Raw genomic sequence first — 21220 nt, 5'->3', positions numbered from 1 at the left:
TTGGTTGCTTCTGCAATAAGCTTATCATCGTATTTAGCATCCTCTTTATCATGATTAGAAAGTATCGCAAGAACAATTGGCTTTTTATTTGGTGGCCAAATAATTGCGATATCATTTCTGGTTCCATAAGATCCCGAGCCCGTCTTATCAGCTACTTCCCATCCTCCTGGAACTCCAGCACGAATTAAGTTGTCTCCCGTAGTATTCCTTTTCATCCAATCTATTAATAAATCCCGTTTCTCAGTTGAAAGTACATCTCCTAGCGTGAAAGCCTGAAGACTAGTAGCTAATGCCTTTGGGGTACTAGTATCATGTACGTCTCCTGGATGCACTTCGTTTAACTCTGGTTCAAAACGTTCAGGATTTGTAACGGTATCTCCTATTTCTCTCAGTGATTTTTTGAATTCACTAGGTCCACCTAATTGTTTAAGAATAAGATTTTGTGCAGTATTATCACTATATCGAAGGGAAGCATCTGCAAGCTCTTTCAGAGTCATACCCCTATCAACATACTTTTCTGTAATTGGATTGTAATTAACAAGATCTTCACGAGTATACAAAACTCTTTGATTTAGATCTTCTATTGATTTCTTTTGTAAAAGTACTCCCACAGCTAAAGCTTTGTGGGTAGATGCGTATGCAAACCGTTTATCTGATTGATACGTAACAGTTTGATTCGTATCAGTGTCCAATGCATAAATACCGAGTTTAGCATCAAATTCTTTTTCAAGTTTAGCAAAAGAATCATTACCAGTAGTTTCTTGTTTGGTTTGATTTGTTTGTTTTGTTTGTTTAAGTAATTCAGACTGAGTATTGCCATCGGAACAGCCTATAAGCGTTGCACATGAAAGAAATACTACAGGTACCATCTTTTTGTAATGTAAAAAGTTAAAAAACTTGTTTAAGACTATCATACATTTTCAACCTCTTTCAAGAATATATAGTTTTTCTAGGTGTTATACATATCGATACAATTAAAGAGTGTATCGGATATCACTCTTCTTGCATCTCACTTTTCATCAAATGATTGAACTATCATGAACACCTGTTTTATACGTATACTTAATAGACAACCTAAGTAACAAGTTTGTTCCATTTTTATCAGTAGTCGTATCTAGAAACCTAAAAGAATCCATTTAGAAGATTTAAATGGACTCTTTCACTCATATAATACTATCTATAGTTAAACAAATAAGATTAAATACATTTAAATTTTCTTGTTTTATCTACTAAACTGTTTAGGCATTTCTTTAACGTGCTTATCATCATCACGCCAATCATAGGTTTCTTTCTGCGAAACATCTAAAGTTTGATCTCCAATTCTAACAATATTCTTATTTACCCATTCAATATATGGATCGGTATCTGGATAATTCCAATATATATTTTTCTCTGAATCTGTATCAAGGTTAACTAATTCACCCCTAACAGCATCCGCACTTAATGATCCTGCATTATGAAAATAAGTCTTGATGAGATATTTTCCATCTGGAGATTTCACTGTTCGAATTAATTCCCCTTTTGGAACACCTTGCAAACTAAAAAGTTTCCAATATCCAAATCCAATTATAATTACTAACATAGTAAGTATAGTTAGTAATACTTTTCTTTTTGTTTTTTTAATTTCACCTTTTGTATTTATAATACTCATTCAACTCCATTCCATAATATATCAAAAATAAAAATCCTCTGTTAATACGGGATAAACATGAAAATTCCCATTTAGGAAAACTTTAAAAAATCAGACAGTATACTTGAATTGCTCTCCGCAAGAGAATATACTAATAAAGCAGGCTATGACGTTCCTTCCTTCTAACTTCTTTGGCGAAATAGGGATGTTACTTTCCTGCTAAACACATAGGCTATGACAATTCTTCCTTCTTTGTAGAAATTTCAAATTGTTTTAGAGTTGTCAATTTCCTATGAAAATAATTAGACTATAAAACCTCTTTCTTCTTTGGGATTGGATAAACTTTAGTTTATCAACCATTGATGTAGAGGTTTTCTTTTCTTAATTAACAAATTACCACTTAACAACTAAATGTTATACCCCTAATTTTTCACTAAAAAATAGCTTTATACCCTCAGTGCATTTCTCTACAATTAGTGTGTTTATGCATGTAAAAATAAAAATCTACCACTGAAAGGAGGACAGTCAGACTATTCCCCTCTTTTATAAGGAGTGAATAGCTGGCGTTCTCATGAAAAATTCTATTTACATAAGAAGAAGTTTGAAAGTAATTATAAAAAGAGAAGAAAATAAACTACCGAACATGTATTTAGCCACTGTTTTAAAAAACTTGGAAAGTTTAGGATTTACTTTTTCCGAGCCTTTAATAGAAGAGTTGCAAACACTTTCGGTTGATGCATTCACATCGTTTTACAAAGAGTTGGTGAAACATTTAAAAGAAATGGTTGGTGCACATATTCAGTTTACTCCTATGTATCCAAACTTTCCGCAACAAATGATGGATTTAAGTGACGCTGATTTATACATCAATGCCGTTATTCATTATGTGACGTTGCGCCTACCTGTATCAAAAGTAGAAGAACGACTCCCTCTTTTAGATAGCGTTGATTTGAAAGTTATTGACTTAGGAAGTGAAGAAGATTTCAATCAAATGATTTCTCAATTGATTAGTGCAAACAGCTCTATTTCCTCAACTGATAAGACAGATGTAGAATGGGCTATTACACACACTGAAGATGTTTCCTGTTTTCTACCTAATGTAATTCCTCATAAGGAAAATATGTCTTTTATAATTGGGGTTTTATTAATAAACAGAAAAATATCAGCCGATGCTGCTGCAAAGTATTTTAAAACAGCAACTGATGTTCTTCGCCTTGCAGTTGCTTTATCTGAAGGTGATGTGAGTTTAGCATCCTCCGTTCGATTCAAGAAGTTTAACCGAGCCGAAAGACGCTTCCTTTTAGGATTGTTAGAGCAATGCGGAAACATTACCGAAGATATGATTCGATACAAAAAACGTTGGATTCGTTTAGGTGAAATTCTTCATCCAGCAGAATATCATACTCGTTTCCCAAAAACCCACCGAGCATTTGAGATGCTTCGCAACAACATTAAAGTTGAAACATTTAATGGAAAAATAGAAGCAGCTTTGTTGAATCATGATATCATGACAGCGAAAAATCTTTTAAAAACTCGCCCGGGGGAATTTGCCAGACGTTTGGATCATTTAATCCGTTTATGTAGTAATAAGTCAACAGATGTTTTCAATATTCTCGAAGATTTTCTAAGTATAATAGGAAACGTTTCTACTCCTGTATTACTTCAACTCACGGCTCATTTTAAGCATCGAAATGATAAAAATGAATTTCGTACCTTTTTTCCAAAGGGCAATGTAGCAAAAGCTATAGGTATTGAAAATACACTTCCATTTATCTCAGAGAAGATTTGTTTAATGATTGTAAAAATGTGTGAAGATACTTTAAAAAATCGCTTCGCAGAACTTCCAAGTCTCGGGAAAGTATTTTTGGATGAACAGTTAAAAAATCACTTAGTTCCCTTCTCTCAACGTTCAGCCAGCAAAGCGCTTCGCACATTATCTCGAGGAAGTAAAGTAGATTTGCCAGAAGGAGATACGATTCGTTTTTTCCTATGGTGGAAAGAAGGCTATGTGAATGGACAACATACAGGACGCGTTGACATTGATTTGTCTGCTGCAATGTACGACGAAGATTGGCAATACAAAGAACATGTATCCTTCACGAACTTACGTTCAAAAAATTTCAAAGCCTACCATAGCGGAGATATTACTTCTGCACCAAAGGGGGCATCTGAATTCATTGATTTCGATATTCCGTCTGTGCTGAAATATGGTGGACGCTATGTAGTCATGACTTTGCTTTCTTACACAGACCAACCATATAAAGATTTACCAGAATGCTTTACTGGTTGGATGGTTCGTCAATATCCTGGTTCAGGAGAAATATTTGAACCTTCTACTGTTCAAGATAAAGTGGATATTACTGCCGACACCCAAATCTCTATTCCAGTTATTTTAGACTTAAAGGAACGAAAATTGATTTGGACAGATTTGTCTCTTACAAGAGATCTAACTTATGATAATACTATCGAGGCTAATCAAAAAGGTATGATACTAGTTGGAAAGGCTTTTACTAATTTAGTTAAACCGAATTTATATGACTTGTTCCGATTACATATTGAAGCTAGAGGTGAACTCGTTCAAGACATCGAAGAAGCAGAAAGCATTTTTTCTTTGGATAAAGGGATTACTCCTTTCGATATTGAAAAAATAATATCTGATTTTATCGCTGACCCACAAGGCTAACTACATTACAAACATTGATAATGTGTGGAAAATATCCATGTATAATGTCTATGTGAAATAGGACCTGATAGATAAATATCAGGTCCTGTTTTCTATTTAGTAGATACTAAATAGTCCGGTTAATCACTATTCATCTAAATACACTATACTAATAAAGTGAAATTTATTCGAAAGAAGTTCATTAGTTAATATGTATCTAATTAAGAAACATTCATATACCAGCCCAAACATCTTTTCCATATCGCCCTTCATCTTGCACACGATCCAACCAATTTCTTGCTTCTTGTTCACTGACTTCATGAATTTCTTGATATGCTTGACAAAGGGTATCTTCTACATCCGGAGCCATTTTACTTCCATCACCACATATATAAAGATGTGCTCCATTATCTAATAACGAAATTAAATTGATTCTATCTTGTTTTATTAAATGCTGTACATATGTTTTTGGATGTCCCTCTAGACGAGAAAAAGCTGTGTGTAAAGAGATTAATCCATCTCTTTCATCATTTTCTAATTCTGTACGATAGAGATAATCTTTTTCAGGATGACGACAACCAAAATATAGATGCGCTTGTCCTAAGTTAATACCTTTTTGCTTTTGAACACGACGCGCTTGCAAGAATCCACGGAATGGTGCAATTCCAGTACCTGGCCCAACCATAATAATTGGTGTTTCTGGATCTTTAGGTAATTCAAAGTTTGATTGTGGCGTTCGAATGAAACAGATAATCTCATCTTTATTATGACGCTGAGCTAAGTAATTAGAAGCGACTCCTTCATATGTCCCTTCCCCACTCCATGCAGGCGCATTAACAACACCGACCGTAATGCTCAGACGATTGTGTGCAACGAGTGGAGAGCTTGAAATAGAATAGTAACGCGGTTTGAGCGCAGGAAGAAGTTCTAAAAAGCGTTCAAATCGGATTTCACAAGCCTCATACTTTTCAAGAAGGTCCAACATTGAAATCCGTTTCTTTAGTATTTGTTCATGGTAAACTCCTTCTTCTAATAATGCTTCCAATTCTTTTTTATGAGGAGGACATGCTGTGAATGTTACCATTTCTCGTATTTGTGCTCGAGTGGCAGCTTCTTGAACTTCAACACTATAACTAAGAAGGTCCAATAAACTAACAGGACTGTCTAAAGGTATGTGATTTATACTTCGTCCACTTGCACTCAGTATAACTTGATCCTTCCCATTTAACCCAAAACGTTTTAAAATTCGGTTGATATTTTTCTCGCTATTAACTGGCAACACTCCAAGGTGGTCTCCTTCTTTATATGTAGCGCCTTCTGGCAAAGATACCTCGATATGTCGTGTACTTCTATCACTGCTGGGTGATTGGAGTTCACGATTTTCTAGTATAGATGCATAAACTGCTTCATATGTTCGTGCAAGAGGAGATCCTCCAAGACGACTGACAAATTGTAGACTCAAAGTACTGCGCTCTTTTTCCATATTTTTGTTGAGTTCCAATCCAAATGCCTTCATCGCATCAGACCACATACTTTGTTTCCATTGCTCAAGCTGTTCCTCGAAATCACCACTTGCATCTGCTTCTCCGCGTTTAGAAAATCTTGTTGCTCCTTTTTGAGCCATCTGCTCATCAATGTATCTTGGAATCCGTTGGTAGGTACTAGCCCAATTATGATCTCCACAACCAAAAACTGCGTATTGAACCCCTTTTAGCTCATCTGGTTTTAGTTCCTCCAACCATTGCACAAACTGCCCTGCATTACTTGGCGGTTTTCCATTATAAGAAGAAGTCACAATAAGTACCGCTCCTTCTTTTGGCAAACTTCCAATTCGATCGTTAAGAGCTCCCACTTCCGTTTGAACTCCTTCTAAACTAGCTGTATCTGCTAATTCTCTTGCAATACCTTCTGCTACACCTGTATCCGAGCCATACAGAACAAGAAGTGAAAGATTATCGGCCCCAATAATAGAAGGTGTCTTCTGGACGTGTTGCTTAATTTCATCGTTTTTCAGCTTGTCCTCTGTAGGTGCAAGAACAGTAGGATGACTAATAGTTTGTTTTCGGGGTAGAATCCTAATCTTAAAATCACCGGGCTTTAGCGTTAATGTTTGTTTTACGTCCAGCTGATAGTTTTGATAATCGATTAATTCAAAATGTTGAAGAAGCATTCCCATTACAAGAGTGGCTTCATGAAGTGCAAATTGCATACCGATACATGCTCTCTGGCCATTTCCAAATGGCTTATAAGCATGATGAGGAACCTTATCCAGCTCTTCAAATCGTTCAGGTTGGAATTCTTCCACATTGTCTCCCCATGCATCTTTATCCCTATGTAGCTGTGGAATAAGAACAGAAATACGATCTTCTCCTTTCTTAATTGGGTATTTCCCGCCAATCACTGTATCTTCTTTTGCATAGAGACTGAATGCTGGAGCGGTAGGCCATAGACGTAGCGATTCATTTAAAATCATCCGTATATACTTCAGTTTCATAACTTGTTGGTATGTTGGAGTAGGATCTGTCAAAACACGGTCTACTTCTTCATAGGCTTTTTTCAATTTATCCGGATTCTTTAATAAGAAGTAAATTGCAAAAGATAACAATCCACTTGTTGTCTCATGTCCAGCTATTAAAAAAGTGATAATTTGGAAACGAATGTTTTCATCATCTAATTTTTCACCAGTTTCCGGATCTGGCACATTTAACATACGGGAAAGTAAATCATTTTCTTCCTGATTCCCATTACTTTTACGTTCAGCAATAATATTATCTACTAAAGAAAACATAGATTGGATATCATGCTGAAATTGACGTTTCGTTCTCCACATAAGTTTGTCTTCTATATCCAGCCGCTGCAATTGGTGCATCGCCTCATCTAGAGCACGGGTCATGCTAGTAATAAAAGGATGAGGGGTCTCACGATAAAAGCTATTGAATCGGTAATTAAAACCACATAGACCAATTGTATCTAACGTAAGACGAGTCATATCCTCCGGAACATCTACGTTTTCATTCGGATTAAGTCGTGCCCATTTTTGAACGAGTTGTACAGCAATATCGACCATCATGGCATGGTAATCTTTCATTGCCCGTTGGCTAAATGTAGGCATCAAAATATTATGAGCTTTTTTCCAGTTAGGCTCGTGAGTCTCGCTAGTAAATAATCCGTCCCCAGCAAAGGCACGAACTTTTGCTAAAGCACCCTCTATACTTTTATCGAACCGTGTTTCATCACAAACTTCTGCTACCAATTCATGTCCAGAAACGACAATGATGGTATCACTTAAAGTTTGAATTTGAAAAATGGGACCATACTCTTCCGCTATCTTGATAAAGGATAGCGTCGGTTTATCTTTATCGATTAATGGGAGATTACCCAGCGGTCCATATGTTTTCGGCTGAGGAATGGCAGATACTTTTTTTTCCATTTAAAACACCCTTTCAAAAAAGCATGAAATAAAGTGAAACTTTAATCAGTGGGGGTTTTGTTCATCCCCCACTGATTATTAGTTGAACCAATCGGGCTTTTACGGGCAGTTGGTCCCCCACCTAACTTCTTTGCTTCCGCTAAATTTTGAGGTGGGGGTCTTACTGCCCGTTAATTCGGGATAAAATATCCCATTTAATAAAGAAGAAATAGCAACTAATCGCCTGGGATAAAGATATGTAATTGATTACCTTATTTTATCTTTTCCCTAACTATTCATGATTATGATATTGCGTATAAGCTTGGCAATTAAATTTATAACTTGTAGAAAAATACTAAATTAAAATGAAGCGAATAAATATAATTGGAGCCTTTTAATGTTGGTGTTAAAAGATAATCTAGACTTGTAATGTTTATGAGAAATTGCAAACGGATCTCATCTCTTGTATTTGTTTATAAAAACGATTATTTTGATTTATTTTCTTCTAAAACACCCCAAAATAGAAAAGTTGACGAGCTTAAGATTGTAGTATTCGAAAAATCAGTAGTTTAGTTAAACCAATACGATAAGCAAGTATACCGTGTTACTAATGAAAGAGGACCTGATATTCATATCAGGTCCTCTTTCACCACATAATTATTTCACTGCTTCTTTCAGTTCTTTTCCAGCTTTAAATACCGGCGCCTTAGCAGCAAACAACTTGTAGGAATCATTATCTAACGTTTTATTCTTCTCTACCGATTTAACTTCTCGACAGCTTCCGCACTTGTATCTACACGTTTAACGAAAAAAACTAATAGTAGTGCAACAACATTCATACCAAGCGCTACATAAAATGAATATTGAATTCCAGATAATAAAGCCTTCTGAGTTACTATTGCCTTCGTAGTTTCTGTAAAGGTTGTTGGATCTATATGAGACATTAAACTTTCAGCTTTTGTTTTTGTTACAGAGTTCATAATCGTAACAAGAATAGCAGTACCAATCGAACCGGACACTTGTTGAGCCGTATTATTAACAGCTGTACCGTGCGGATTTAAGCGAGTTGGTAATTGATTAAGACCATTTGTCATAAGTGGCATCATAACCATCGCCATCCCAAACATTCGCAGTGTGTAGATAAGAATAATATGTGTGTGACTAGAGTCAATTTGCAGACTTGCCAACATATAAGTTGAAACAGCTGTAATGGAAAGCCCCACTATGCCAAGAATCCGAGGACCATATTTATCAAATAGTTTACCTGTAATTGGTGACATAATCCCCATTATAACCGCACCTGGAAGCATCATCAGCCCAGAGCTCAGCGGCGAAATACCACGGACGTTTTGTACATAAGCTGGTGTTAAAATCATACCCGAAAACATGGCCACCGCGTTGACAATTGCAATTACAGACGCAAGTGCAAACATTGGGTACTTGTAAACACGTAAATCCAATAACGGCTCATCCATTTTTAATTGACGGATAATGAAAGCAATTAAGGCAATAGCGCCTATGATTAAGGCTGTTAAGACAACTTTATTCGTCCAGCCATCGGAGCTTGCAGAACTGAATCCATATAACAAACCACCAAAACCGACAGAAGATAATAGTAATGAGAGATAATCAAGTTTTGCATTTTTGTTTTGTTTCATGACATTCTCAGATTTCCAAATCCCTAACAGTAAGCTAATGATTGCTAACGGTAAAATCATTTCAAACAGCAAACGCCAGTCATAATACTCTACAATATAACCTGATAGTGTCGGTCCAATTGCTGGAGCTGTAATCATAACTAGTCCAAAAATCCCCATTGCTGTTCCCCTTTTTTCTCTTGGAAAGCTTACTAGCATAATATTCATTAACAAAGGCCCCATAACTGAAGAGCCTGCCGCTTGAACCATCCGACCAGTAAGTAATAAACCAAAGTTCGGTGCTACAGCCGCTAAGGCAGTACCAAGAATAAAAATCACCATAGATGTAATAAATAGGCTCCTATTTGAAAAACGCGTTATTAAAAATGCTGATGCCGGAATTAATACACCACTTACAAGCATATACCCTGTAGAAAGCCACTGGATCGTTGAATAATCTTGAATGTTTAAATCTTTCATTATTGATGGCAAGGCTACATTTAAAAGGGAGTTATTTAGAAATGAAACAAATGCCCCAATAAAAAGGATTACAAGCATTAAATATGGTGGTTTTCTTTTATGTAATGTTTCACTCATATATTTAATTGCCCCTTCATTATAAATTTCATTGATTCGTTTAAATCGTTTACATATTTGCACAAGAAAACATTACCCTTGCAGTATTTTGCCAAACTCTTCGAATGGATATTCTCTTTTTAGCAATTCCACTTGCTCAACATACCATTTTAAAATCTTTTTGTTGATGAAACCTTTATAAAAACGTTTGTTAACGGAATTTAAATTAGGCTGAAATACACAAAATAAGCAACTGAAAATCACCTTCTAAAATAAAGTGAAACTTTAAATCAATGGGTATTTTACGGGCAGCGAGAAAAATCAAAAAGACCACGCACCCATTCCTTTAAATACAGGCTTGTAGATCTAGTTATGTAACCATCCATAAAAAGGAATATTACATAGGCTAAGTCTAACATTACATTTTTAAAGTGAGGAGAATAAGCGTATGGACCAATATTGGTATTTGAATTCAAAGGGAAACGGGGAACAATATACTAACGAAATTTCATTATATTCACAGCCCGAATTAACTAAATCTGAGGTAATGAATGATTTGAAGATTCCTGAGAATTGGAGTTACCGAGTTTATCCAGTTAGTTGGGATTCATCAGCCAATTATACGAGGTTCAATCCCCAACCCCCTCCCTTCTCTTGGGGGCAGCCAATCAATTATGCAGGGATAATGCCACAAGGTCAGCCTGCTAATTGGACTCCATTACCAAGTCATGCAGGTTTTAATTTTCAAAATGCTTCCTTCCCCTGGGCCCAGCCATTCAATCATACAGGGATGTTCGCACAAGGTCATCTTGCGGCTTTACTATCGCCGCCAGCCAAGTCTTTTCATTTCAATACCAATAACTCGGGTGTTTTTGGAAACCCTCCAGGATGGGGTAGTCCGTGGGCCCCAATGGGATGGGGAAATAACGGAGGTAACGGTCAGCTAGGAATGCTTGGAAACTTACTTACAGCAGGAAAAGGCACCATGAGTGGAATAGGAATGATCAGTAGTCTAATCGGGATGGGGAAATTCTTCTTTTAGTTAATTAAAGTGATAGAATTGGTCCGCAGCTCAGACATTCCAACAAAATATTTCATTTTCCATTGATTTAATGTTTTCAAACATGTACTCCTCAATATATTTATTGTGTGCTTCCAATACTCCATCCAAGTTCGTCTCCTTGTCTTTCAATTTATAAAAAAATCTGTTGCAACTCTTTAGACAACAATTCCAGTTCATAAAAAATTGATAAGTTCATAACAAAAACGCCATCTCTTCCTTTGATTCTAGGGAAAGAATAGCGTTTTTGTTACGTAACAATTAAGTTGTTTCATTCTTATTTATTCAATAATTTCATTGTCATTTCTCTGCATTTTTAGCCTGATAGCGATATGATCATAACCCGTAAAATGCCATTTCTTTTACTTATGCTTTGCTAAAAATTCTGTTATGCGACGATATACATATATTTCATTTTCTTTTTTTGAAAATCCATGCCCTTCATCGTCTAATACTAGGTATTCTACATCTACTCCTTGTTCTTGCAACGCTTGAAAAATTTGATCCGATTCTTCCTTTACAACTCGTGGATCATTTGCCCCTTGGATGATAAGGAGTGGTTTATTCATTTGATTTAAGTAAGTAATTGGTGAATCTTGTATAAGCTTATCTTTATCATTATTAATATCACCTATTAAATTAACTGCGAGCGGTTTCCAATTTTCAGGCATAGATTCGATAAAACTAAATAAATTGCTAGGTCCAAAAATGTCAATGGCTGCACGGAAATACTCTGAATGACGCCCGTGAAGCAATAAGGTCATATATCCTCCATAACTACCGCCCATAACAAATAATTTATCAGGAGTTGATATCCCCTGTTCAAATAACCATTCGATCCCTGCTACACAATCTAAGCGCGGTGCTTCTCCCCAATCACCTTCAATCATTTTTGTAAACGTTGAACCATATCTTGTACTACCTCTAAAGTTTGGCGCAAAAATATTATATCCCTGCCTTAATAAATATTGAAATAATGCTCTGAAATCTTTCGTCTCAGCACTTTGTGGACCACCATGAGGCCAAAATATTGTATATCCGTTTTGTACTTCTCCTTTCGCCCGGAATAATAATGCTTCTATGTTTAACCCATCAAAAGAGGCATATGTTATAACATCCGGTTCAACAAAAGAAGATTCAGATAGACCAATAACATAGTTTTTTGTTAATGCTGCCCATTCTGTATCTCTATTCTTCTTGTAATAGATGTTTGCTGTTTTCGTCGCACTTTCACCTAGTAAATATAAATTTTCCGATTTTGTAATTTCAATTTGACTTATCGTATCTACCGGAGAATTCAATAGAATTAACTCTTTTTTATCCCATACAAATTTATATAACCTATCTGTAACACCTTTCGACGAAACAATGTAGCCATTTTTTGTTTCAGCATGCCATTTTATATCGGATATATCTTCCTTCTCTATTTTACAGATTGGTTTGAATTCCTGTTTATTTAAATCAAAAGAAGCTACATAGGAAAACTCTTCTTCATAATTTGTAACGAAAATCACTGTATTTTCATCAATATAAGAAATGGAGCCTACAGTATGTTCTTTCTCACTGGAAGATACTAAACAAATAAGTTCTTCTCCCGTTTTTACATATCCTACATTATACGTATTACTATATGACTTTAAAACAATGTAACTTGATTCATTCGGACTTACTGCCTCTACATATGTAGGTGTCTCCACACCAGTTAACAACAGCGTATCTTCTTTTGTGCGTATATTATAACAACGAGAGTTTAAGAACATTGGGTTATCTTTACTTGTGACATAGTATAATCGTTCCCCATCCTCTGTTAAATGCACAAAGTAATCCTTTTCTGTCTCTCCTGCTGGAATCAATTCAAGCAATCCACCACCCTCTGGTTTTAATGCATAAATATGATAATTTTCATCCCCATCTTTATCAAATCCAGCTAAAATAAATCGATTTAAAGAATCCATTTTAATAAAATTGCTTGATTGATTACAATATGTTAATGGATAAGGGGATAAATTGGGTAAATCCATCGCCCATAAATTAGAATGACCATTTAAGTTTGTACTAAAAATTAATTTCCCTTCATCTTCACTAACTGTAAACCTACCAATACTATAGGATCTAAAAAATTGTTCAGCATCTTCCATAGGAAATTGAATCATCTTTCTTCCTCCACTCTACCTTATATCTAAAAATTCAGAACATCTTATATATAAAGATTCTACATTTTCCTATTTATCCCTTTTTGGTTTTATTTAGATTTACTTCTACCTTCTACTTCTTCTTATTAACATTACATAACGATGCGGAGAGTTTTTTAAACAACTCTTCTTTTAGCCGTGAATATATTCTTTGCTATTTCACGATTACTTCTCATTCGATATTTCTCACTAATTATCCCTCAAAGCGAAAAATAAGCGGGGAATTAGAGAGCAAAATCTACCATATACTTTTATTCAGCTAACTTCTCACCAGTAACAATCTTCATAAAAGCAGCTGCGTCTTTCTCTGCTAATTGAGCGTACTGATTATCCCCCGCCATTATTTCTACTTTATCCTTATTAGGACTAATCCACATTTGATATAAAACAGCTTTCGCTTCTATTTTCGGATTTTTAAACTGAAAAACAAACTGATAATCAGCTGAACGAGACATTTCCACCTTTTTATTTTCAAAGTTAGTATCATTTAATATTTTCTTTACTTGCAATACTTTATTCTTGTCTGTAATTACCTTCAAATCCTCATAATGATTATCACCAGCATGTTTTTGCACTTCGATTGTTTGATTATGATTTCCTATATTATTTGAACAGCTAGTTACTACAAATAAACAAATCACGCTGAAGACTAAATACAAATTTCTAATTTGCATAGTGCTCTCCGCCTTTAGTGTATATAATAGTTCACTTCCATTACGCTTTTAAAATGTAAAATAAGAATACACCCCATAAACTACAAATAAGATTAATAGAATAGAAATGCCGAGTACCGTATATATGATCCATTTTAAATTTGAGTTCATATAATCCTCCTCCTACTTCCCGACAATTCCAGTATATAACAAAAAAAGCATTGGTTACCCAATGCTTTTTACACTTACGCAAATAGAGACGTATTCGCATATAAAGCTGGTGAACCACCTGAATGTACGAATAAAATATTGTCTTCCTTATTAAAATTACCTTTTCTAATTAAGTCGATTAATCCCGCTACTGCCTTACCTGTATACACTGGATCAAGTAAAATACCTTCTGTTTTCGCAAGTAACTGAACTGCCTCTACCATTTCCGGCGTTGGTAACGCATAGCCTGGCCCTACATATTCATCAAAGCACGTAACAGCGTCGCGCGGGATAAAGTTTGGAATACCAACGTGTGCTGAAGTTTCATCTACAAGTTTTGCTACTTTCTCTTCTTGCTCAGCTTTTCCTCTACTTACGTTAATCCCGATTACAGGAATATGGCTTTGCGTTCCAGAAAAACCAGTAATTAAACCCGCATGCATACCGCCGCTACCACTTACACAAACAACTGAACTGAAATCAATTCCTTGCTCAAATGATTGCCCCATAATTTCTTGCGCACAAGCAACGTATCCCATAGCGCCCGTAGGGTTTGATCCACCAACTGGAATTACATATGGTGTACTACCTTTTTCACTTACTTCTTGTGCTACTTTATGCATCTCTTCCATCAGGTCTGCTCCGTTCGGTACAACAATGACGTTTTCAGCACCTAATAAGTGATATAAGAAATAGTTTCCGTTAAAGTCTCTCTTCTCTTCTGGCTCAAGCCCTTCCTCTAATACAAGAATACATTTCATTTTTTCTTTTACCGCAGCAGCAAGTGTCAGGCGGCAATGATTTGACTGAATACCACCAGCTGTAATTAACGTATCTGCACCCTTTTCCTGTGCATCTGCAACTAGAAATTCTAACTTTCTCGTCTTATTGCCACCGGCTGTTAAACCAAGTAAATCATCTCGTTTAAAATAAATAGTCGGACCACCAAGTGCTTCAGAAAAATTGTTTAACTTTTCAATTGGTGTATATGATTCTGTATATTTTTTTCTCGGGAATTTAGCTAAATTCATTGTAACGCTCCTTTTGTACTTCTTTCACAATATATGTAACGTTACTATTATTACACGTAAAAATGGTGAAGTCATCTTTCTGGGTTAAAAATGTATTAGAATTTCATTTTGATAAGTAAAACCGTATTAATGATTTTAACTTAATTACGGTACATGAAATTTTTATCAACGATTTTTTAAATATATCGTTCATTACTTACAATATATCAACGATTTTTCAAATATATCGATCTATCGACAAAAAACGACAGACAGGCAACCCCTTTCTCATCAACAAAAAAAGAGCCCACACATTCAAATGTGGACTCCCTCCAATCACTTATTTACCGAAAAACGAAGTAACTGTGTTAATCCCGGCTCTAAATTCATTTCACCTTTATGACGTACGTATACAGTTTTATCTCCATCAAATTTCGGAGGATTTGCTTGACTATACGTATGCCACTCATTCGTTCCTTCTATAAAATACTCCATATATTCATTTGCACCGACAATTATATTTTTACGATCATCTGCCGTTACATTTGGTGCCATCTGCGCAATTTTTGAATCACTAATTAATAACTTCTTTATATCCTTATCACGTTTGTAATCGTAAGCTGTCACAATTACATCGTTACCATATGCTTTTACTTGTAACCCTTGTTTAAATGAATAGCCATCTGGAGCAGTTTTCTCTCCTCCATTTGGTCCTGCTGACATCCAGCCTGTTTCAATTCCGCCCGTATTTACAACAGTGAAACCTTTTTCATCTCCGCCTGTAATTTTCTTTTTACCAGCCCAGTCAGGTAAGTTTAAATCCCAATGTGTATGACTCGTGAAGAAAACAACCTGCGGATAGTCTTTTAATATATCGTACAATTTATCCACGTTTAAATAATCTTGTAAGTACGGCGATTGCCTTGATCCAGATACTGTATCAGGTAAAACGTGATGAGAGAAAATGAAGATTGGCTTATTTTTATCTTTTTGACTGTACTCTTCTAAATTTTGTTTTAACCAACCTAATTGCTCATCACTCATATATACTTCGTCCCACATTTTTGAATCGTGGTATTTCATATATTTTTCAGTTCCTAAAAATAGAAGCGGATAACCGTCTAATTCTTTTTTATGATATACCTTTTCTTGTCCACTAAATTTCAGATAGCGGTTAAATAAAGTTTCCTCATTTACCCCATTTGGCCATGTACTTTGAGAGAGTTCCCCATCTGCTGTCCATTTACCAGCATAAAACTCATGATTCCCAACCGTAGACCATACATTTTCCGGATGCTTATTTTTATTTAACACACGCTTTACATCATCATATTGTGACTGTTGTCCAGTCGGCGTTATATCCCCATTCATAATAAGCGCTCTAGAAAGTGGCGTCACTTTGTTCGTATCTTTTAGCACATGATCAAAATCCCCTAAATCCCCTTGAATATCACTAATAACGTTAAAAGCTGTAGCTGATTTTCGGACTTGCTCTTTCCCTTCCGCATGCACTGAAAACGTCGGTAATAATGCCGCCATAACTGCTAACGAAGCAACCGTCTTTTTCATACAAATTCTCCCCCTAATAATAGAATGTACAAACTGACATGTTCTGCTTTCTCTTAGGTGCTTGTCCAATTCACATTATAGGGGGAGATTGTAAAGATTGATGGAGTAAAAATTTAAGTTTTTTTTAAGAGATTTTGTCTTTTTTACACGCCCCATAGCGCTACCTTTTCAAGTATCCTATTAATATTAAATGAATGTAAAGTTACACGATAAATCTCTTGGTTTGGTATGTTGCATTTTAATCTATTTTACACTCTCTCAATAAAGCGCTTTACCTCTTCAAATTTTCTTCATTTAATCTGAATAACTCTTGTAAAATAAAATGTCCATTTTTTCTTATCAGTACATCATCAAACCAAATTTCACCACCTCCATACCCTGGTTTTTGAATGTTTACTAAATCCCAATGTATCGATATTCCCGTTGTCTGCATCATATAATGAATCTCGCATATTATTCATGGATGTAGTATATAAGGATTAAAAACTAGAGCATACTCTACAACTAGATAGATTTATTAAATGAAATAATTTTCCTACAGGGCGAAAAAATATTTTACACTGAATTTTCTGTTTATTTACCCCTTTAAGTTATATGATTAAGTAGTAATATACTTCACAAAAAAAGGATGGTGCCATGTATATGCAAAAGGAAGAATGGGTTCAAAGATTAAAAGAGGGTCGATATTATGTAACTTCTTATGAAAGTATCATGAAAAAGATACACAAACGTCCTAGCCGTATACCTGGGATATTAATTGCATTCGTATTATTGATGATCTTACCAGGAGGATTATTTAGTTATAATGATACAAGTAGTATGTTTATTATGTGGTTTTTTTTAATTGTATTTGTTGCTGCGTGGCCATCTATAATACACGTGTTTAGAAAATTTACTGCTTCTAAATATGACCCTCAAATTCAAGAATATGATCAAAAATTTCAAAGTAGTATACCAATCCCCATTAAGTATTTTTCAGTCAAAAAAATTGATGCATGTATAGTAGCGCTAGAAAGCGGAGCTGCAGATGATTTAAAAGAAGCTTTAGCAATCTGGCAAGTTACTGAAACAAGTACAGTGCAGCATACTTTGTTAGAAGAACAAAATACTCTTTTGAAACAGCAAATACGTACAACAAAACAGGCTGCAAATGCGGCAAGGGATGCGGCAGATGCTGTAGATGCTGTAGATCAACTCCGCCGTTAGTAATAGAAAACATAAAAAAAGATTCCTTCTGACAGTAGCACTCTACCATACTTTCTAACTCAGGACTTTTCACGTTGGTTAAAAGTCCTGAATCCGGTTATATCATTAGAAAAAAGACACAGAGATTCCTCCCCATGCCTACTAATTTCCTACCTTTTCACCGCATGTACATAATGTACTGTCTCAAAAGCTTCTAAATAATCGTTTCGTCCTTCAAAATATAATACATCAATATCCTCTGGTAATAAATGCTCATAAATGAGTAAGCCCGCCTTCTCTAACAGTGCTTCCATTTCAGCATAAAAATAACATGATTTCATCGGTTCTCCGCCTACCGCAGCCATTTTCACCATATTTTCAACTCGATTGGACAGTCCCTTTTCTGTAAACAAGTTTTCATCAGGATAATCAAAAACGATAGAACTACCTGCCGGAACCATCTCGAATAAACATTCTAATAAACTAGCAAGTTCCTCTTTCGTTAAATAGTACGTAACACCTAAAAGGCTAAAGAAAGTCTTTTTATGTTCAAATCCTTCATTGCGTAACTGTTCATAGGAAAATCCTTTCGTAAAATCCATTGAAACAAAATGAAGGTTTTTTGGAACTTCAAGTTCTGTTTCTTTTATTCTTTCCTTCTTAAACACCTGCGTAGAAGGATGATCCACTTCAAATATTTCTATTTTATTTTCTAATTCTCGGTGTCTAAAACTGAACGTATCTAAGCCTGCACCGAGTATGACGTATTGTTTCGCTCCTAATGTAATTTCATGTAGTAATACTCTTTCACAATATGCAGCACGTGCTAAAGGTGTTGGTGATAACTGAACTTGCGTAATCCAATTTAATATTTCTTTTGGATTGTCTTGAAACTGCTCTGCAATGTCTTTATTGAAAAAGTGAATCCCTTGAACCATGTTCGTTTCAATATCTTTACGTTCTTTTTGTGAAATGAAATCTTTAGCTACATAATCATCAAAGATTTTAGGATTATCAAATTCACTATGATACGCCCTTCCGAAAGCTGATACTAACGACGTTACACTTGCTTCACCTTGTTTCACGCACATACACTCTCCTTCATTTTCACAACAAAAATAGGGTTCCCCTGGCCAGGAGAACCCTATTATACACCTTATTTTTGTATTGGTAAATTATAGCATAAATAAGTTTTTTTGTCAAGTTTTCAGCCTGCTAACGCTCCAATAATTTGTGTAATCTCTAGCAGGAAGATTTCGATCTACACCGAATATTCCAGTTCATAACAATACAAATGGAGGGCGTCATGAAAAGATTAGTCATCATTACAGTTGGAAAAACACACAGTGGAAAAACTACATTTGCAAGAGCATTAGAAAAAGAGTTACCCCACTCTTTCGTTATGGATCAAGATAATCAAGCTGAATTTATTAACACGCATTACGATAAATTACAGCCGGCTAAAGGCCCTAATACATTTAAGCACGGTCTTTCTAAATTCATTGTTGATTATGCGAAAGAACATACAAATTTACACCTTATTATTTGTAACTCCAATCGCAGTAAAAACGGAAGGTTCTATTTACTAAACGAATTATTTCCACAGAATAAATATGTACGCATATTAGTTCACTTTGATATCCCAGATGATGTACTTTATGAAAGAGTGGGCCTTAGTAAACGAAGTACAAATATTTTTAGGGGGAACTATTCCAGTTTCAAAGAAGTCCTCCATCGCCAACAAGCTGAATCACTACATGAAGACGTAGTAGCTCCTGTAGAAAATGAAGCTGATTATTTGTTTGTTATTCGTAATAGTAAGGATGTAAACTCTACTATATTAAAAATTATTCATATCGCTAAAGAGTACTCTCCTATCCGAAATCAGAGATTATAAAAATTACATAATCATAGATTATTATGCAAATACTTCCTCTAGACGGCGCAGATGGTATATAATGATGGAAGAATCTACTTCTATATGCTCAATTTTACACAAAACAGCTCATGCATATGAAAGAAAAGAGGTACAAAAATATGAAAACAAAACAAACAATTGCTGCGTCTACACTAGCTTTAGCAATGATTGCTGGCGCAAACTCTGCTCATGCGGAAGTAAATGATGCTACTCCTCAGCAAAGTACGGGAGATCGATTAGCTGAAATTAAGCAACATAAACAAGAGTTAGATGCGAAATTACAGCAACACAAAGAAAACGTGGATCAAACATTAAATGAACTTAACAAAGTTAAGGAAAATGTTGATACAAAGGTGAATGAACTACATGAACGTAAACAAGTTGCTGATGAAAAAATTAACGAAGTTAAACAGCATAAACAAGAACTAGATGCAAAACTTCAGCAAGACAAACAAATCGCCGAAGATAAAATCGCTGAGATTAAAGAGCATAAAAAACAAGTAGAAGATAAAGTTGCTGAAGTAAAAGAACATAAGCAAAATATCGATAACAAAGTTAATGAGATTAAAGAACATAAACAAACTGTCGATGAAAAAGTGAATGAAATGAAGCAACATAAAGAGAACATTGATCAAAAGGTTAATGAACTTAAGGAAGTTAAAAAACAAGTAGATGAAAAATTAGCTGAGTTAAAAAAAGCGAAACAAACTGCTGAGGACAAACTCTCTGAACTAAAAGAAAACAAGCCGAATACTGGTAACACGTTAGAGGAACTTAAGAAAATTAAAAGCAATTTAGATAGTCTTTCCGCTAACTTAGAATTAGCTAAACAAGATGTAAAAAACAAACTAGCTGTTTTACAAGAAGCTAGACAAGATTTAATCAATAAAATTAACGAAATTAAACAATCGAAACAAACTGTTTCAGATGATTTATCAAAGAAAAAACAAGACCTAGATATTAAAATTAACGACTTTAAGCATACTGAGAAAAAAATTGACGACAAATTAGCTGAGTTACATACAACGAAGCAAAATGTTGATAACAAGATTAATGAAGTATCACAGTCTAAACAAACGCAAGCAGATAATGGTACTAAAAACAATAACACTAAAGAACTTCCTAACGCTGGTAGCGAGCAATCAAACAATATGGCTCTAGGAATGCTATCTGTATTAGGCGGGATTTTATTAGTAACACGCAATAAAATTAAAACCTTATTCTCAAAATAAAGCCATTATACTTATTAAAAACAATTATACAAAGGCCAACCGCATTGAAGTGAAGTGCACCCCAATTGTTAGACACAGCCTAACAATTGGAGGTGCATTTTTTATGGCTAAATTTTCTTCAAAAGAAAAAATCCAAGCGGTGAAACGATATTTAGATGGTACAGAAAGTGGAAAAACAATTGCTAAATCTATAGGAGTTAACCCTAGTGTACTTCGTGAGTGGATTAGACGATATGAGTCTTCAGGTGAAAAGGCCTTTGAAAAGTGCTATACATTC

Annotated in this window: 15 protein-coding genes and 1 pseudogene; 6 read left to right on the top strand and 10 right to left on the bottom strand. The window is 35.1% G+C overall.

The features are described from left to right. A partial coding sequence (gene bla, locus ACTJJY_RS30320; protein WP_440607315.1) for a class A beta-lactamase occupies positions 1-914 on the bottom strand: 914 nt, incomplete at its 3' end. A gap of 308 nt (positions 915-1222) precedes the next feature. Then, positions 1223-1651 (bottom strand): DUF5412 domain-containing protein, encoded by a 429-nt coding sequence (locus tag ACTJJY_RS30315; protein WP_000022543.1) that lies wholly within the window; start codon positions 1649-1651, stop codon positions 1223-1225. Positions 1652-2201: 550 nt separating this feature from the next. Between ACTJJY_RS30315 and ACTJJY_RS30310 the strand changes: the two genes are divergently transcribed. Further along, entirely contained in the window at positions 2202-4313 is a 2112-nt protein-coding gene (locus ACTJJY_RS30310) for a TerD family protein (protein WP_157676113.1), read from the top strand. 211 nt (positions 4314-4524) lie between these two features. Here ACTJJY_RS30310 and cypD read toward each other — a convergent pair whose 3' ends face one another. Continuing rightward, positions 4525-7722 carry a bifunctional P-450/NADPH--P450 reductase gene (gene cypD / locus ACTJJY_RS30305; RefSeq protein WP_440607314.1) on the bottom strand — a complete coding sequence of 1066 codons (3198 nt, stop codon included), beginning with the start codon at positions 7720-7722 and terminating at the stop codon, positions 4525-4527. A gap of 734 nt (positions 7723-8456) precedes the next feature. Continuing rightward, complete coding sequence (locus ACTJJY_RS30300; protein WP_340783307.1) at positions 8457-9935, bottom strand: DHA2 family efflux MFS transporter permease subunit; 1479 nt, start codon at positions 9933-9935, stop codon at positions 8457-8459. 427 nt (positions 9936-10362) lie between these two features. Between ACTJJY_RS30300 and ACTJJY_RS30295 the strand changes: the two genes are divergently transcribed. Continuing rightward, a complete protein-coding gene (locus ACTJJY_RS30295) occupies positions 10363-10956 on the top strand; it encodes a hypothetical protein (protein ID WP_340783304.1) in 594 nt (197 codons plus the stop codon). 380 nt (positions 10957-11336) lie between these two features. Here the strand turns inward: ACTJJY_RS30295 and ACTJJY_RS30290 are convergent, their stop codons facing one another. From ACTJJY_RS30290 to ACTJJY_RS30270, 5 genes and pseudogenes are all read right to left on the bottom strand, one after another. Then, positions 11337-13127 carry a prolyl oligopeptidase family serine peptidase gene (locus tag ACTJJY_RS30290; protein ID WP_440607313.1) on the bottom strand — a complete coding sequence of 597 codons (1791 nt, stop codon included), beginning with the start codon at positions 13125-13127 and terminating at the stop codon, positions 11337-11339. A gap of 290 nt (positions 13128-13417) precedes the next feature. Then, entirely contained in the window at positions 13418-13840 is a 423-nt protein-coding gene (locus ACTJJY_RS30285; protein WP_001167092.1) for a hypothetical protein, read from the bottom strand. Positions 13841-14064: 224 nt separating this feature from the next. After that, the gene (locus ACTJJY_RS30280) at positions 14065-15060 is read right to left on the bottom strand and encodes a D-cysteine desulfhydrase (protein ID WP_440607312.1); all 996 of its coding nucleotides are present in this window, start codon (positions 15058-15060) and stop codon (positions 14065-14067) included. 315 nt (positions 15061-15375) lie between these two features. Next, positions 15376-16608 carry a DUF4073 domain-containing protein gene (locus tag ACTJJY_RS30275; protein WP_440607311.1) on the bottom strand — a complete coding sequence of 411 codons (1233 nt, stop codon included), beginning with the start codon at positions 16606-16608 and terminating at the stop codon, positions 15376-15378. Positions 16609-16879: 271 nt separating this feature from the next. Further along, positions 16880-17107 (bottom strand): annotated as a pseudogene (locus ACTJJY_RS30270) (aminopeptidase); the annotation flags it as partial. Between the two features lie 137 nt (positions 17108-17244). On the opposite strand from ACTJJY_RS30270, the gene ACTJJY_RS30265 reads away from it, so the two are divergent. Then, positions 17245-17814 (top strand): hypothetical protein, encoded by a 570-nt coding sequence (locus ACTJJY_RS30265; RefSeq protein ID WP_440607310.1) that lies wholly within the window; start codon positions 17245-17247, stop codon positions 17812-17814. Between the two features lie 149 nt (positions 17815-17963). On the opposite strand, the gene ACTJJY_RS30260 is transcribed toward ACTJJY_RS30265, so the two are convergent. Continuing rightward, a complete protein-coding gene (locus tag ACTJJY_RS30260; protein ID WP_440607309.1) occupies positions 17964-18884 on the bottom strand; it encodes a class I SAM-dependent methyltransferase in 921 nt (306 codons plus the stop codon). A gap of 215 nt (positions 18885-19099) precedes the next feature. Between ACTJJY_RS30260 and ACTJJY_RS30255 the strand changes: the two genes are divergently transcribed. The 3 genes from ACTJJY_RS30255 to ACTJJY_RS30245 all read left to right on the top strand — a co-directional run. Then, positions 19100-19690, top strand: a complete 591-nt coding sequence (locus ACTJJY_RS30255; RefSeq protein ID WP_440607308.1) for an AAA family ATPase — start codon at positions 19100-19102, stop codon at positions 19688-19690. Positions 19691-19830: 140 nt separating this feature from the next. Beyond that, the gene (locus ACTJJY_RS30250) at positions 19831-20943 is read left to right on the top strand and encodes an LPXTG cell wall anchor domain-containing protein (protein ID WP_440607307.1); all 1113 of its coding nucleotides are present in this window, start codon (positions 19831-19833) and stop codon (positions 20941-20943) included. 103 nt (positions 20944-21046) lie between these two features. Continuing rightward, the coding region (locus ACTJJY_RS30245) for a transposase (protein WP_326268117.1) at positions 21047-21220 on the top strand (174 nt) is incomplete at its 3' end.

Origin of the sequence: Bacillus sp. 22475 (assembly GCF_052044835.1) — a bacterium.
Taxonomy (GTDB): Bacteria; Bacillota; Bacilli; order Bacillales; family Bacillaceae_G; genus Bacillus_A; species Bacillus_A cereus.
Note: the sequence above shows the minus strand (reverse complement) of the source record. Positions and strands in the feature narration are given on the sequence as shown.